We start from the raw sequence: 15,194 nt of genomic DNA, 5'->3' as shown, positions 1-15,194 counted from the left end.
CAGCACATTCAGGGCAATTGCAACAAAAAGGATTTTCACTTCTATCGGGTTTGGTTAATATCGGTCATGCGCCTATTATCGTTTTCTTCTTAAAAACCTGTCATTTCGACCGCAGCGGAGAAATCTAAAACAATATCAAGAAAAATAGTTTCTCCCCTGAACATTCGGGGAATTGCACTACAATCGGAAACGATTCTCTATAAAACCACACAACAAAATTAGATTTCGTAGGTTTATATTTTATATCAATTCCTTTTAAATTATGATTACACAAAGCAATTTTAGCCTTAGCGGTTCAGACGGAAAATTAATTATCGGCGATATTACTTTTGATGAAAAAAATCCAAATACGCCCATCATACTTTTTGTTCATGGCTTTAAAGGCTTTAAAGATTGGGGCGCCCATAATTTAGTGGCCAGGTATTTTGCCAGCAATGGTTACCGTTACGTTAAGTTTAATTTATCGCATAGCGGTGTGCCGGTTAACGACCCGAAAGATGTAACCGATATGGAGGCTTTTGCCAGTAATACCGTGTCGAAAGAACTTTTTGATGTAAATGCCGTACTCGATTTTATTGAGAAAGCTTATGGTGCCAATACCAAAGTAAATCTGATCGGCCATAGTCGCGGCGGCGGTTTATCAATTATTGAGGCTGCAAACGATTTAAGGATCAACAAACTGATTACCTGGAGCGCCATTGCCGATTTTAACAGTCTTTGGAAAAAAGAGCAGGAAGCAGAATGGAAAAAGAACGGCAAAATATTCGTCACCAATGCACGTACTAAAGAACAGATGCCTTTAAATGCAACGTTACTGGAAGATCTGGAGAAAAATGCTGCAACATTGAATATTATTGATGCGGCAAAGCGGATCAATATTCCCTGGTTAATTATCCATGGCGATGATGATGTGAATGTGCCTTTTGAAACGGCACAAACTTTGGCTGAGGCCAACCCCGGCAGCAGATTGGTTAAAATTGAAGGTGCCAATCATGTTTATGGAGCAACACAGCCTTATACCAGCGAAACTTTGCCACCACTTTTATTTAAGGTTTGCGAAAAGGTTTTGATGTTTTTGGGGGAGTAATAAAATTAATGTAAGTGATTATTACAGGGGCCTTTCAAATATAAAAACATTTTAATTTTATTGGAGCGCAAGGCCATCAGTAGCGATTAAGGGTTCTGTCCTGCTGTACACTCCAATCCTTTTGGGAATGTATTTATTTAAAAAAAATTAATCGTACCCAAAAGGGATTTCCATTTCCATCAGGGCTAGATGGAAAGGCCAGAATATTGAAAGCTAAAAATTTGATAATGATAAAAAAATATTAATCATCCCCTCTTCTCACAAAATTACGCATATCACTTCCGCTTGGGCTTTGGAAAATCTCCAGATCAAAATAAGGTACCGCAGCTAACAGGTGGTCAAAAATATCTGCTGCCACTTCTTCAAAACGTTTTAAGCCTTTTTCTTTCGAGAATACATAAATCTCAATAGGAAGACCGTTTTCTGTGGCCTGTAACTGGCGCACCATGAAGGTAAGTTCTTTATTGATATGTGGATTACTTTCGAGGTATTTTTCGGCATAAACCCTAAAAGTACCAATATTGGTCATGTGGCGGCCGTTAACCAGGTTGTTCGGGTTTACCGTATTTTCGGCATTATATCGTTCGATAAAAGTTTGTGTTTCTCTCAGATAATCTTTCAGAAAATCGATGCTCTGCAGCCTTCCGATTAATTCCTCATCGCAGAATTTAATGCTCGAAATTTTAATGTTTATGTGGCGTTTAATCCTCCTGCCTTCGCTCTCTTCCATGGCGCGCCAGTTTTTAAACGATTCGCTTACAATGGCATAACTAGGCACAATGGTTACCGTTTTATCCCAGTTTCGTACTTTAATGGTGGTTAAATTAATCTCGGTTACTTCGCCATCAGCACCATATTTTTCAACCGTAATCCAGTCGCCTACCCTTACCAGATCAATGGCACTCATTTGTACTGAAGCCACAAAACCCAAAATCGGATCTCTGAAAACCAATATAAAAACGGCTGTTACGGCACCAAAACCTCCAAAAACATATAATGGCGATTCGCCTAGAATAATCGACAGGATAAGCACAAAACCAACAATGTAAAATACAATTTTGGCCACCTGTTTATAACTTCTGATGGGTTTATCGGCATATTTCTTTGATGATTCCATGATCGAAACCACCGCATTTAAAAATGCATTTATAGCAAACATCACCGCCAAAACCATATAGATTTTAGCAAAAATCAAGGCATAAAAATGCCAGTTTTTAAAATAGATAAAAAGATAAGGAACTACGTTATAAATAATGTAGGCACCAAATATTAGGGCAAATGCCCTGAATACCCTAAACTCGAACAATGCTTTTTGCCAGTCGGATTTAGTTTTGGCACTTTTTACCATCACAATAAAAATCTGGCGGGTTACAAAAATGGTAACAAACAAGAATAAAACTACCGCAACCAGTCCGATAAAGAAATAAGAATAAACGAGTTCGCTACCTGACAGGCCTTTACCAGCCAGCCAGTTTCTAAGTTCGTTAAACAGCAATTGAAACTCGGGAATTTTCATCACGGCAATTTAGGATTTATTGATTAGAAAAGTAAATGTAACGTGAACTGTCAATATTTAACCACAGATGAAAAGAATAAACACAGATCATAGTCCCCGGTCTGTGTCCTTACAGAACGAAACCTACAATACTATAGTGGTGGTCTGTGGGGACACAGACCACGGCACCAATGTAGCGTGAACTGTCAATATTTAACCATAGATGAAAAGAATAAACACAGATCTTTTATTAACCAGATCATAGTCCCCGGTCTGTGTCCTTACAGAACGAAACCTACAATACTAGATAGTGGTGGTCTGTGGGGACACAGACTACGGCACCAATGTAGCGTAAACTGTCAACATTTAACCACAGATGAAAAGAATAAAAACAGATCTTTCATTAACCAGATCATAGTCCCCGGTCTGTGTCCGCACAGAACGAAACCTACAATACGATAGTGGTGGTCTGTGCGGACAAAGACCCGGCACCAATGTAGCGTGAACCGTCAACATTTAACCACAGATGAAAAGAATAAACACAGATCTTTTATTAACCAGATCATAGTCCCCGGTCTGTGTCCGCACAGAACGAAACCAACAATACGATAGTGGTGGTCTGTGGCGGCAAAGACCACGGCACCGGCTTTTCGAAACACTTTTACAAAACTTAACATTCTTCGAAAAGCTAAGAATGACAATACAGTAGTTTGCGGGCAAACCACGGCTCGTATTATTAACGATTAAACCTTTTCCACCCAATTGCCATCACCTTTGATGATGTCGATCAGTTCATCCAAAGCGTAAGCTGTAGTTACATTTTTCTTTACCACTTCTTTACCGCGATACAGGGTAATTTTATCGGGTCCGGTACCCACATAGCCATAATCGGCATCGGCCATTTCGCCGGGGCCGTTAACGATGCAACCCATAATACCAATTTTGATGCCTTTTAAATGGTCGGTACGCGAGCGGATCAGTTGGGTGGTTTCCTGCAGATCGAAAAGGGTACGGCCGCAGCTCGGGCACGAAATATATTCCGTTTTACTGATTCTGGTACGTGTTGCCTGCAAAATTCCGAAACTGGTCGAATTAATCAGCGAAAGGTTTTGACCTTGTGCATCAATCCACACGCCATCTCCAAAACCATCAGTTAGTAAGGCACCCAAATCAGTAGCGGCATAAAGCATTAAATGATCGGCATCTGCATTCTGGTAAGTTCTTTTTACTATAACCGGAATCTGGATATTGTTCTCCTGTAAAGCAACAAAAAAGGCTCTTTGCTCGGCCATGCCGTGGGTTGAAGACGTTTTTAAGATTAAAACAACATCAGGTTGAAAGGTTGGGATGTTGGAATGTTGAAATGTTTCCGCATCAACCTCAACAAAGTTTAAAAACTCGTCTTTAATGCCAGCTTTGTTGTATTCTTCCAGTGAAAATAAAGGGTGACAGTTGTTTTTATCTCTCAGCTTTAACCAGGTCTGGTAATTGTAAACCTGCTTTAAATTTCCGGGGAAAGAGAAAGAAGGTAAATGATCTCCCAAATAAGCCAAATCGCAAGCCTGATCGGCCAGATTATATTTATCTAAACCTGCACTATAATTATAACCAACCGAATTTAAAAAGTAAGGATCTTTTAAATTTTCTTTCGAAACATCGATCATCACTACCGGATGGTGGTGCCCGCCGATGTGCTGTACAGGTGTTGTGATGCGGCGGTTGTATTCGTAAGGACTGTAAGTTTGGCGTTGAGCGTGGGGCGTAGAGCGTAGAGTAATCGACTCAAGACTTCCGACTTCGGACTTCGGACTCCTTAAAGAATATCGATCTGCCAAAGCTTTAGCTACTGGCGCTTCAAACTCAGGGTCTTCAGTTAACGAAACGCGGATGGTATCGCCTAACCCATCTTCCAGCAAAGTACCAATACCCACAGCTGATTTAATACGACCATCTTCTCCATCGCCGGCTTCGGTAACGCCCAAATGCAAAGGATAATTCATCCCCTCTTTAGCCATGGTTTCTACCAGCAAACGGTAAGCCTGCACCATTACCTGGGTATTACTGGCCTTCATCGAGATGACCAGATTATAATAGTTCTGGTCTTCGCACATGCGGATAAACTCCATTGCCGATTCTACCATTCCGCGTGGGGTATCGCCGTAATGGCTCATAATCCTGTCTGAAAGTGAACCATGATTGGTACCGATGCGCATGGCCGTACCATACTCTTTACAGATTTTAACCAATGGAATAAACTTTTTGTAAATCCGGCTTAACTCTGCATTGTAGGCATCCTGGGTATATTCAATATTTTCGAATTTCTTTTTATCAGCGTAGTTGCCTGGGTTTACGCGTACTTTTTCTACAATACGGGCGGCCATTTCTGCGGCATTTGGCGTAAAGTGGATGTCGGCAATTAACGGAACATGATAACCACGAAAACGCAGTTCTTTTTTAATATTGGCAAGGTTTTCTGCTTCTTTAATACTTGGCGCCGTAATACGCACATACTCGCAGCCCGATTCTACCATGCGGATGGTTTGCGCTACCGTGCCCAAAGTATCCATGGTATCAGTAGTGGTCATCGATTGGATCCGGATGGGGTTGTGCCCACCTAATGCAATATCGCCAATGTTCACTTCGCGTGTTAAATACCTTGAATAAGCGGTTAAACTGTTGCAATATCCGCCTTCCAGATCATGTTTTGCCAATATATTTTCCATCTGTTTGCAAAGATAAGGATTGTTGGAATTTTTGATGTTGTAATGTTGTAATTAAATCAAGCTAATGATAAAGCGATTTTTTTTTGGAAACGGAAGGGCTGTTGTGCTTGGCAAATGCAGTCCCGCTTTACGCTTTACTTCGTTGCACTTCGTGTTCGCTTCAATCGGGTTTATTATTAACGGTGGGTGGGTTTGGCATCATCGCACCGGCTAAGGTGTATAAACGGAATGGAAGCGGCATACTTTGGCTGTCAGACTGAGCGTAGTCGAAGGTCAGCCAAAGATATAGCGAACAGCCCGGCTAACGAAAATAGTTGTAATATCCCTGCTTTTCTACTTAAATCAATCTGTCTTTTATCACCAGAGTATTGGCGGCAATATCATGCCAGCATTGGTTTTTCTTGTTTAAAAAACTGTACAGGTAGCCAAAAAAGACAGGAATAACGGATAAAACTTTAGATAAATTCCTGATCAGGGAAATTCCAAAAGAAACCCGGCTCCCTTCTAAATCGGTTACTTTAATGTTGAGCAGTTTCTTGCCTATTGTTGCCTGGCTTTTAGATGCTTCGGCAATGCTTCCATAAATGAGTTTAATAATAAATATAGAGGGAAAAGGAACCATAAAAGCCATTATCCGCTGGTCTTTTCCGTCTATAAAAATATAACTGATTAAAATAATGATGGTGTAAAACCCAAAAATGATAAAATGATCGATTACCGTAGCCAGCAAACGCTGATCGAAAGCGGCAAAATACTGAGGCGCGGTTTTTTGATAGCTAAAACCCAAAAGCTCACGCAATTCGGGCATTGCGTGAGCTTCTTTATAATCGTCCATACCGGGTTTGCGTACAAAAGTATTTGCGCTGATGTTTAAATCTTTTAGCTCGCTTAAATTATACGGACCTTGTGGCTTACCATTAATTACTACTGTGTATTGATCGGGATTCATTAGACAGGATCAGGATTGTTTGGATTTTAGGATTGTAAGATCAGGGTTGTATAATTCAGATCGAATAAAGCCTTATGCCAAAGATTTTAGCAAAATCTAAGCTTTCTATCCTCAACCTTTTTATCAGAATTGTAAGATCAAAGTTTAAAAATTTCCTTCCATTTTCCATCTAACATTTTCCCTCTCCTAATACCTGCTCACTTCAAAGTTACTCAATCCGCCGTCTAAACTGATAAAGATTTTTTTGGTTGAGGTTTTATAGTTAGAAGTTTCGTAAACGCCATCACTCAGTTTCTCAAATCCGTCGAAATCTTTTGCAGATAAACCTGTTTTGGTTTTAATTCTGCAACCTGAGCCATTAGGCACTTTAATTTTAACATCAGCCACTCCCGATTTTACCACCACATCGGTAATCGGTAATAAATCTCCCATTTTAATGTCTAAAGCTGCGGCACCACCATCAAAACGGAACGTACGTACTTTATAGGAAGAAAAATCGAAGTTAGCTTCGCCGGCGCCAAGTTTCATCAGCACATCCCAGGTAGCAGTTTTGTTTAACTTAAAGTTTACATCGTTACCGTTATCGCCAAAATTCCATTTACTTTTCCTGTCTTCCATTGCAAAAGTCAGCACGGTTGCAGAATCGGTAACCAGTTTTTTCAGAGAGAAATTACCATGCCTTTTTCTGATATCGGCATCAATTAACGAAGCCGTTTCGCCATCAAGGTTAAATGAAATGCCTCCGCCGGAAATATTAAGCACTGTTTTTTTGGTATTGTCGGCCGCCACAAAAGGCTCTGTTAAATTTAACTGGTTATATGAAGAATCCTTGTCGTCATCACTGTCGTTATCATCATCGCCATCGTTATGATCGATATTAACATCGATGTCTTTTTTAAAATTTCGTCCCCACCAGCTGCTATGTTCCGGAACTTGCTGACCTCTGTAAAAAAGGAAAGATAAGGCGATTACAAGCACCCCGATGGAAATAATGCTACCGGTTTGCGAATTGTTTCTGTTAAAAAGGATATTTAAACCTGCAATAATTAAAAATACAGGCCAAAAGCTCCAAACGTTACGCCAATAAAAATTGATTACGCCAAAATTTTCGAGTAGAAGTACACCGCCAATAAAAAGCAGGATGATACCCCATATTAATCTATCTAGTTTCATTTTATTTATACTTGAGGGTTAGCGGATGTTGATTGATCATCTTTATTTACAGGGGTTACCGGCTCACTTTCTACAACAGTTTCAGTAAAATCAGCTGTTTTTTTCTGTTCTGCCTCTTGCTGGTTCTGAAAAGCTGCCCAGTCGTTTTTTCTTTTTGATTTGGCAATAATACTAATACCCAATGCGATAAATATTAAAGGCCACATGTACCTGAATAAATTGCGGATACTAAACCAATCGGGAATAAAATCCATTTCGCGCATCAGGAAAAAACATCCGATTACCAGAAGCAATAAGCCTCCTATGGTGCGCCCGGTATCATTCGGTTTATTGAATTTGCTAAAATCAGGTTGCGTTTCAAATGGTGTTTTCTGCGTAGCATCTACCGGCTGTGTCCAGTTTGGTGTTGCACCGGTATTCGCTGCAAAGGGATCAGGATTGCCAAAAGGATTTGCGCCCGGATTATTCTTATTAAAATAATCGTTAAATTTTGAGAATTTTGCAGCCGGATCATTATTAACCGGAACAATAATCCACATAATAATATAGGCTATTAAGCCAGCGCCAGCCATAAAGATGGCCGATAATGCAAACAATAATCTGATTATGGTAACCTCCACCTGCATATAATCTGCAAGTCCCGAAGCTACACCGGCAATCATCTTATCGTGTTCGTTTCTAAAAAGCTTCTTTTCCATAACGTTGTTCATTTTGTGTTAAAAATCGAGCGGGGTAATTAAAACCTCATCTACGTTTACACCTTTACTTAAGTTTAAAATGGTGAATAAAGTTTCGGCAATGTCTTCAGGCTGTACAAATTTTTCATCGGGGATTGTTGTTCCTTCCCACGATGAGGTTTTAGTAGAACCTGGTAAAAAAGCTGTAACTTTAACGTTGTGAGGGGCTAACTCTTGCCGCAATACATGATTAAGACTTAACATCGCTGCTTTTGTTACACTATAACTGCCACCATTTTTTACAGGTGCTTTGCTGGCTACCGAACAGATGTTGAATATATGGCCCTGCTTTGCTGAACGCATTTTTTTGCCAAAAAACTTACTGATATAATAACCTGCATTGAGGTTTAAATGCTGTTGTTTTTCGAAGATTTCATCAGCCTCATCCAATAAACTGCCGGGTAAAAAAATCCCCACATTATTTACTAAAACCGTTACATTGCTAAAATCGATAACTGTCGAATTTAAAAAAGCATATACTTCTTCTTTAACCGAACAATCGGCCTGATGGATAACAACAGCATTCCTGTAAGGGGTTAATTCATGTTTTAAAGCGTTTAAATCATCCTCACCCCTGGCTACTAAAATTAAATCGTATCCGTTTTGTGCCAGTTTTAGCGATATAGCCCTTCCAATCCCTTTAGTTGCCCCTGTTATTACAGCTTTCATGTTTTGTGGTTTAATTTTTGTTGACAAAAAACCATATTTATATTCAAAACCACGAATATTTTTGCAATTAGCAAAGAGCGACAACTTTTTTATCGTTTCTTTGTAGTAGTATAAGAATGATCATTTAAATTAAGCAAATACATACGGAATGAATTTTACCAATTTCGGCAGATACATCCTGCTACTCAAGTCTGTATTCAGAAGGCCGGAAAAACTGAAAATATACCTTAAAGAAATCGCCAAACAGATGGATTATGTTGGTGTGGGTTCTTTAGGCTTGATTGCCATTATCTCTACCTTTATTGGCGCGGTAATGACTTTACAAATTGCTTTCCAGCTGGTTAGCGATTTTATTCCGAAAACCATTATTGGTTCAGTAAACCGCGATTCGAGTATTCTGGAGTTAAGTCCAACCATCAGTGCAATTGTACTGGCCGGAAAAATAGGCTCGGCCATTTCATCAGAAATTGGTTCTATGCGGGTTACCGAGCAGATTGATGCTTTAGAAATTATGGGTATTAATGCACCGGGTTATTTAATTCTGCCAAAAATTATTTCAGGGATTACCATGGTGCCCATGCTGGTAATCATTTCTATGTTCTTAAGTATTACCGGTGGTTATATTGGTGGTTCAGTATCGGGAGCAGTTACCCCGGCAGAGTATATTCAGGGTATTACAACCGATTTTAACCCTTACACCATTGTGGTGGCACTTGTAAAGGCATTTGTATTCGGTTTTATCATTACATCAGTTCCGGCATACGAAGGATTTTATGTTCGTGGTGGTGCTTTAGAGGTTTCTCAAGCCAGTACAAGGGCTGTTGTAATTAGCTGTATTTCTATTTTAGCTTGCGATTATATCGTGACCCAATTGTTATTGTAATGATCGAAATTAAAGATATTCATAAATCGTTCTCAGGAAATGAGGTATTAAAAGGCATTTCCGGCAAGTTTGAAGAAGGCGTAACCAATTTAATTATTGGTGGTTCGGGCTCTGGAAAAACAACCCTGCTTAAATGTATGGTAGGTTTACACCAGCCTGATTCGGGTTCGGTACTGTACGATGGCCGTGATTTTACACCGATGACTTACGAGCAACGTATCGAAGTACGTAAAGAAATTGGTATGCTTTTTCAGGGATCTGCCCTGTTTGATAGTATGACCGTTGAAGAAAACATCATGTTTCCTTTAAATATGTTTACCGATCAAAGCCGAAAAGAAAAACTGGAAAGGGTTGATTTTTGCCTGGAGCGTGTTAACCTTGCCGGTAAAAACAAGTTATTCCCTGCCGAACTATCCGGAGGTATGAAAAAACGTGTAGGTATTGCCCGTGCCATTTCTATGAATCCGAAGTACCTGTTCTGTGATGAACCCAACTCTGGTTTGGATCCAAAAACTTCGATTGTTATTGATGAGCTGATTCAGGAAATTACCGAAGAATATAAAACCACCACTATTGTGGTAACGCATGATATGAACTCGGTAATGGGTATTGGCGATTATATCCTCTTCCTGCACGAAGGAAAGAAATTCTGGGAAGGCAGCAATAAAGAAATTGCACACACCGATATTAAAGAATTAAACGATTTCGTATTCGCCAGCCGTTTCATGAAAGCAGCAAAAGATAAGTTTTAATAAAATTCTTATATTTGTTAATTATGACTACGGCTACAAAAAATATCATTCACAAATTAGAAACCTTACCAGAAAATATGGTAAATGAGGTAGAAGATTTTATTGATTTTTTACAAGCTAAACATGTCAAAAGCTTTCCTGAATCGGAGAGTGAAAAAATAAAATTATTGAAGAGCCAAAAAGCTTATATGGTGCTGCAAAAGGCACAATTCTTTACATTTCTGATGATTTTAATGATCCATTAGATTTTAAATAAAATAAATAAATCGTCATTGCGAGGCACGAAGCAATCTATTCTATACATCTACCGCATTAAGATTGCTTCGTGCCTCGCAATGACGAACTATACAAATAATAAATGATACAATTACTTGCCCCAACACACTGGAAAGATTACGAACTGATAGATTGCGGGGATTTTGAAAAATTAGAACGTTTTGGAAATGTAACTCTTATCCGCCCTGAACCGCAGGCCGTATGGAAAAAAACATATTCAGAACAGGACTGGAAAAAAACAGCAAACATAACTTTCAGAGGCCGTTCTGCTACTTCCGGCGAATGGATAAAGAAAAATCAATCTATTCCAGATCGCTGGCATGTAGAATATAAAAATGATGAAGTGGCCATTAAGCTTCGTTTAGGCTTAACTTCTTTTAAACATGTAGGCGTATTCCCTGAGCAGGCCGTAAACTGGGATTTTATCTCATCATCAATTAAAAAATTTAAAACACCGCAGCCAAAGGTGTTAAATCTCTTTGCCTATACCGGAGCAGCATCATTAATTGCGAACGCAGCTGGTGCAGAAACTACCCATGTTGATTCTATTAAACAGGTGGTTACCTGGGCAAACGAAAACCAGGAACTTTCTGGCTTAAAAGATACCCGCTGGATGGTTGAAGATGCTTTGAAGTTTGTAAAGAAAGAACTGAAAAGAGGCAAAAAATACAATGGAATCATTTTAGACCCGCCAGCATACGGCCATGGACCAAATGGCGAAAAGTGGAAACTGGAAGATCATATCCAGGAAATGATGCAGGATGTTGTACAGTTACTGGATGAAAAGGAACATTTCCTGATCTTAAATACCTACTCCCTTGGTTTTTCTTCGGTAATTGTCGAAAATCTAATCCGCACTTCTTTCCCGGCAGTTAAAAACCTCGAAACCGGAGAGCTTTTTTTACAGGCTACTTCTGGCATTAAATTACCATTAGGTGTTTTTGGTAAATTCTGCAATGTGTAAATGTTAATTACTTTATTTTAAACTATCAGATTTCCGACCTACTTTCATCCACAACAGAACCGGAAACTGTCTAAATTTTAAATCATCTAATAAATCTATGAAATTCCCTCAATTAGCAGGCACCCTAATACTTGGTTTTGCCGCAATCAGCTTGTTCGCCAACTGTAATTCAGACGGTAAAGGCGGCAGCGGCGTTGGTAAAATCTTCTCATCTGATACCACTAAAAAGAAAACCGACTCAACAGCAAATGTAATGAAACCTGTTGATCCGAAACTTTACGATTCGTTGGTAAAAAAACTGGCCAATGGAGATACGACCGGAAAATGGCCGGTAAAAAAACAGCCATATCCTTTGGCGGGAGCCATTCTGCCATTTAAACGCATTGTGGTTTATTATGGAAACCTGCACTCAAAAAAAATGGGTGCTTTGGGCGAATATGCACCAAAAGAAATGTGGCAACGCCTGAATGCCGAAGTTAAACATTGGGAAAAAGCCGATCCAACTACACCGGTACAACCGGGCTTGCATTATATTGCAGCTGTGGCAAGCGGAACACCTGGAAAAGATGGAAAATACATTAACAGAATGGGTAATAAACAGATCGATTCTGTTTTAACCATTGCTAAAATGCAACCAAATACCATTGTATTTTTAGATCTTCAGGTAGCTTTAAGCACCATTAAGGCTGAGTTGCCCCATATTGAAAAATACCTTGAACTGCCTTACGTTCATTTAGGTATCGATCCTGAATTTTCGATGAAAGATGGTTCGTTGCCAGGAAAAAAGATCGGTACATACGATGCTGCAGATGTAAATTATGTAACTCAATACCTTGCTGATATTGTTAAAAAACATAACCTGCCTCCAAAAGTATTTGTATTGCACCGTTTTACAAAGAAAATGGTAACCAACTCTGCAAGTATTAAACTTCGTCCGGAAGTACAGGTAGTGGTGCACATGGATGGATGGGGCGAGCCTGAATTGAAAAAAGGAACTTACCGCCACTTTGTACAGGGAGAGCCGGTTCAGTTTACAGGTTTTAAACTGTTTTACAAAAACGACCTTAAAAAAGATCCTAAACGATTGATGACACCAGAAGAGCTTTTAAAGCTTACTCCAAAACCGATATATATTCAATATCAATAACATAACAAACGCCTCCCGATATAAGATCGGGAGGCGTTCTGCTTATCATATTATGAAACATCTATTTTTGCTCCTAACTATATCTTTCCTATTAATTTCAAATGGATTTGCTCAAAATAAAGCTGTATTTACAATGCAAGAAATTGTTAATAAAGCAAATCAATCTGGAAAGCCTTTAATGTTAATAATAGATGATACTCCAAATCGTATTTCTGCCAAAAGTAGATTCTTTAAAAAACCTATTTGGACGATAGCATTATTCGAGAAAAAGTTTTTTAAGACTGTAAAAAATGAATTCTATGTTTATTATGCACTCTCATCAAATCAGGCTGTTAAAGAAATATTAGCTTATAAAGCTACCCCTGATTATCCTGCATATTTTTTCTTTAACTCAAAAGGCGAAATTATTTATCAAAATTCAGGCATATCAGATCAAAAAGAAAAATATATAAAAATGCTTGAGAACGCAAAACTAGCACTTGACTCTCAATCAATATAATACTTCTCATCGGCTTTCTTACAACTTTGAATATTTGCTTTTTAAACGAATTGCTATTTTATTAACGTAAAATACTATATTGATCCTCTGTAAGTCAAACATTTACAACTTAAAGGAATAATTAGTCGTTAATCCAAACTTTCGATCTCAAAAAAGCGTTTTTTTAACAGATTACAAAAGTTGGGACAGATTTTATATAAGTAGGATATGCAAACAGCAACATTTGGCGGAGGCTGCTTTTGGTGCACCGAAGCCGTATTTCAGACGTTAAATGGCGTAAGCCAGGTAACATCAGGCTATATGGGAGGGGAATTAAAACATCCAACTTATATGGAGGTGTGTAATGGAGATACCGGCCATGCCGAAGTAGTTCAGATCAGCTTTGATGAGGAAGTTATATCTTTCAGTACACTTTTACTGGTATTCTTTAAAACCCATACCCCAACAACCTTAAACAGGCAGGGAAATGATATTGGTACACAATACCGTTCTGTAATTTTTTACGAAAATGAAGAACAGAAAAAGCAGGCCGGGCAAATGATTAGCGACCTTACGCATGAGCAGGTTTTTGATAAACCCATCATTACCGAAATTAGCCCGGCAACGGAGTTTTATGAAGCTGAAGATTATCATCAGAACTATTTTAGCGACAACCAGGGCAAGCCATACTGTGCCTTTGTGATTCAGCCAAAACTAAATAAGTTTGCCAAAGATTTTCAGGATAAAATCAGGCCTGAACTTCTGGAATAATTAAATTTCGAAGGTAAGCAAGGCGTGCTGGCTGGCCGTATGGAGATCACGCCAAACACGGTTAATTTCTGACTCTTTTTTGGCCGCTTCTAAACCACAGTAAGGAAACAATCTGGCTGCCGTTCTCCAACAGGCATGTGCCAGTTTACGGCTGATCGAACTCACTTCTGTTAATGTATTTTCCTCAATTTTATTATTATTAATCAGCTGATTCCAGGATGCATCAAAAGTGCTGTAAAATTTCGCCCGCAGATTTTGGATTTCTTCCTTACAGCTACTGAGTTCGTTTGTAAAAAACAAAACCTGCTCATCAGTATATCTTTTTAAGCCTGTACGTACGTAAAAAGCATCTTCAACCAGTTTAATAAAATGATTGGTCATACCTAAGCTATTTACCGTTAAAGTGGTTTCTGCCAGCTGCAAAAAAGGATAATCAAAACCAGCATCTGCAACTTCAATATGCTGATTGATTTGAAAAGTCCGGTTTTCAGGAACATTTAAATTTTTCACCTCAAAGGCATGGCTTCCGGTTGCAATTAAACCAAAATAAGACCAGCCGGGCAGAATATTTACTTCTTCTTTTGTAAGGATAAATGATCGGATTTGGGGCGTGCCGTTTTCATCCAAAATATCTTTGTCGTTTTCATCTTTTAACGTACAGTTTGCGGTAAATATGGTTGCATGTAAAGCACCACTGGCATAATTCCATTTACCATTTAACAGATACCCTGTTTTGGTTTTTATAGCCACACCACCCACAGCCCCGCTTCCTGCAAAACAAACTTCACGGTCGGCGAAAATTTCTGTAGCCAATTCAGGATTTAAAAATCCTGCAAACCAGCCCGCACCTGCACATAAAGTAACCGTCCAGCCCAAACTTCCATCGGCTTCTGCCAGTTCTTCTTCTAACCTTAAAATTTCAGGGAGTTTTTTGCCTGGCCCGCCATAAACTTCGGGCACAAAAAGCTTAAACCAGTTTTCCTGATAGGCAAGTTCTAAAATTTCGGGATGAAGTTTCCCCATTTCTTCCGAAAGTGCCGCATAAGTTTTTACCTTTTCCTGCCAGGTGGTGGTTAATGTATCTTGCATG

15 protein-coding genes are annotated in these 15,194 nt (G+C 39.1%); 8 read left to right on the top strand and 7 right to left on the bottom strand.

Going from position 1 to position 15,194, the window contains the following annotated elements; all coding sequences use genetic code 11:
• Positions 1-262: 262 nt before the first annotated feature.
• Positions 263-1,087, top strand: coding sequence for an alpha/beta hydrolase family protein (locus ABD769_RS18720; protein ID WP_344852890.1), 825 nt, complete (start codon positions 263-265; stop codon positions 1,085-1,087).
• Positions 1,088-1,328: 241 nt separating this feature from the next.
• Here the strand turns inward: ABD769_RS18720 and ABD769_RS18715 are convergent, their stop codons facing one another.
• The 6 genes from ABD769_RS18715 to ABD769_RS18690 form a co-directional block, all read right to left on the bottom strand.
• The gene (locus tag ABD769_RS18715; protein ID WP_344852889.1) at positions 1,329-2,603 is read right to left on the bottom strand and encodes a mechanosensitive ion channel family protein; all 1,275 of its coding nucleotides are present in this window, start codon (positions 2,601-2,603) and stop codon (positions 1,329-1,331) included.
• A 722-nt stretch (positions 2,604-3,325) separates the two neighbouring features.
• Positions 3,326-5,305, bottom strand: coding sequence for a (E)-4-hydroxy-3-methylbut-2-enyl-diphosphate synthase (gene ispG, locus ABD769_RS18710; RefSeq protein ID WP_344852888.1), 1,980 nt, complete (start codon positions 5,303-5,305; stop codon positions 3,326-3,328).
• A gap of 337 nt (positions 5,306-5,642) precedes the next feature.
• Positions 5,643-6,254 carry an RDD family protein gene (locus tag ABD769_RS18705; protein WP_344852887.1) on the bottom strand — a complete coding sequence of 204 codons (612 nt, stop codon included), beginning with the start codon at positions 6,252-6,254 and terminating at the stop codon, positions 5,643-5,645.
• A gap of 186 nt (positions 6,255-6,440) precedes the next feature.
• Positions 6,441-7,427 (bottom strand): LiaF transmembrane domain-containing protein, encoded by a 987-nt coding sequence (locus ABD769_RS18700; RefSeq protein ID WP_344852886.1) that lies wholly within the window; start codon positions 7,425-7,427, stop codon positions 6,441-6,443.
• A gap of 5 nt (positions 7,428-7,432) precedes the next feature.
• On the bottom strand, positions 7,433-8,125 hold the full coding sequence (locus ABD769_RS18695) for a PspC domain-containing protein (RefSeq protein ID WP_344852885.1): 693 nt from the start codon (positions 8,123-8,125) through the stop codon (positions 7,433-7,435).
• A gap of 18 nt (positions 8,126-8,143) precedes the next feature.
• On the bottom strand, positions 8,144-8,833 hold the full coding sequence (locus ABD769_RS18690; RefSeq protein ID WP_344852884.1) for an SDR family oxidoreductase: 690 nt from the start codon (positions 8,831-8,833) through the stop codon (positions 8,144-8,146).
• Positions 8,834-8,981: 148 nt separating this feature from the next.
• On the opposite strand from ABD769_RS18690, the gene ABD769_RS18685 reads away from it, so the two are divergent.
• The 7 genes from ABD769_RS18685 (at position 8,982) to msrA (ending at position 14,104) form a co-directional block, all read left to right on the top strand.
• Entirely contained in the window at positions 8,982-9,716 is a 735-nt protein-coding gene (locus tag ABD769_RS18685) for an MlaE family ABC transporter permease (protein WP_344852883.1), read from the top strand.
• Positions 9,716-10,468: an ABC transporter ATP-binding protein gene (locus ABD769_RS18680; RefSeq protein WP_344852882.1), complete on the top strand. Its 753-nt coding sequence runs from the start codon at positions 9,716-9,718 to the stop codon at positions 10,466-10,468. Before ABD769_RS18685 ends, ABD769_RS18680 begins: the two co-directional genes overlap by 1 nt.
• 23 nt (positions 10,469-10,491) lie before the next feature.
• Entirely contained in the window at positions 10,492-10,713 is a 222-nt protein-coding gene (locus tag ABD769_RS18675) for a DUF2281 domain-containing protein (protein WP_344852881.1), read from the top strand.
• Between the two features lie 113 nt (positions 10,714-10,826).
• Entirely contained in the window at positions 10,827-11,708 is an 882-nt protein-coding gene (locus ABD769_RS18670; RefSeq protein ID WP_344852880.1) for an RsmD family RNA methyltransferase, read from the top strand.
• 97 nt (positions 11,709-11,805) lie between these two features.
• A complete protein-coding gene (locus ABD769_RS18665) occupies positions 11,806-12,855 on the top strand; it encodes a hypothetical protein (RefSeq protein ID WP_344852879.1) in 1,050 nt (349 codons plus the stop codon).
• A gap of 52 nt (positions 12,856-12,907) precedes the next feature.
• On the top strand, positions 12,908-13,354 hold the full coding sequence (locus tag ABD769_RS18660; protein WP_344852878.1) for a hypothetical protein: 447 nt from the start codon (positions 12,908-12,910) through the stop codon (positions 13,352-13,354).
• A 207-nt stretch (positions 13,355-13,561) separates the two neighbouring features.
• Positions 13,562-14,104 (top strand): peptide-methionine (S)-S-oxide reductase MsrA, encoded by a 543-nt coding sequence (gene msrA, locus ABD769_RS18655; protein ID WP_344852877.1) that lies wholly within the window; start codon positions 13,562-13,564, stop codon positions 14,102-14,104.
• On the opposite strand, the gene ABD769_RS18650 is transcribed toward msrA, so the two are convergent.
• Positions 14,105-15,193, bottom strand: coding sequence for an acyl-CoA dehydrogenase family protein (locus ABD769_RS18650; RefSeq protein WP_344852876.1), 1,089 nt, complete (start codon positions 15,191-15,193; stop codon positions 14,105-14,107).
• Position 15,194 lies beyond the last annotated feature (1 nt).

Origin of the sequence: Pedobacter jeongneungensis (assembly GCF_039538295.1) — a bacterium.
Classification (GTDB): Bacteria; Bacteroidota; Bacteroidia; order Sphingobacteriales; family Sphingobacteriaceae; genus Pedobacter; species Pedobacter jeongneungensis.
The sequence above is the reverse complement of the archived record's forward strand: the minus strand, read 5'-3'. Positions and strand labels throughout refer to the sequence as shown.

Bases quoted from the DNA above. Each gene is read 5' to 3' on its own strand.
- ABD769_RS18705 (WP_344852887.1), bottom strand. From the start codon at position 6,254: ATGAATCCCGATCAATACACAGTAGTAATTAATGGTAAGCCACAAGGT.
- ABD769_RS18660 (WP_344852878.1), top strand. From the start codon at position 12,908: ATGAAACATCTATTTTTGCTCCTAACTATATCTTTCCTATTAATTTCA.
- ABD769_RS18675 (WP_344852881.1), top strand. From the start codon at position 10,492: ATGACTACGGCTACAAAAAATATCATTCACAAATTAGAAACCTTACCA.
- ABD769_RS18700 (WP_344852886.1), bottom strand. From the start codon at position 7,427: ATGAAACTAGATAGATTAATATGGGGTATCATCCTGCTTTTTATTGGC.
- ABD769_RS18685 (WP_344852883.1), top strand. From the start codon at position 8,982: ATGAATTTTACCAATTTCGGCAGATACATCCTGCTACTCAAGTCTGTA.
- ABD769_RS18695 (WP_344852885.1), bottom strand. From the start codon at position 8,125: ATGGAAAAGAAGCTTTTTAGAAACGAACACGATAAGATGATTGCCGGT.
- ABD769_RS18665 (WP_344852879.1), top strand. From the start codon at position 11,806: ATGAAATTCCCTCAATTAGCAGGCACCCTAATACTTGGTTTTGCCGCA.
- ABD769_RS18690 (WP_344852884.1), bottom strand. From the start codon at position 8,833: ATGAAAGCTGTAATAACAGGGGCAACTAAAGGGATTGGAAGGGCTATA.
- ABD769_RS18720 (WP_344852890.1), top strand. From the start codon at position 263: ATGATTACACAAAGCAATTTTAGCCTTAGCGGTTCAGACGGAAAATTA.
- ABD769_RS18670 (WP_344852880.1), top strand. From the start codon at position 10,827: ATGATACAATTACTTGCCCCAACACACTGGAAAGATTACGAACTGATA.
- ABD769_RS18680 (WP_344852882.1), top strand. From the start codon at position 9,716: ATGATCGAAATTAAAGATATTCATAAATCGTTCTCAGGAAATGAGGTA.
- msrA (WP_344852877.1), top strand. From the start codon at position 13,562: ATGCAAACAGCAACATTTGGCGGAGGCTGCTTTTGGTGCACCGAAGCC.
- ABD769_RS18715 (WP_344852889.1), bottom strand. From the start codon at position 2,603: ATGAAAATTCCCGAGTTTCAATTGCTGTTTAACGAACTTAGAAACTGG.
- ABD769_RS18650 (WP_344852876.1), bottom strand. From the start codon at position 15,193: ATGCAAGATACATTAACCACCACCTGGCAGGAAAAGGTAAAAACTTAT.
- ispG (WP_344852888.1), bottom strand. From the start codon at position 5,305: ATGGAAAATATATTGGCAAAACATGATCTGGAAGGCGGATATTGCAAC.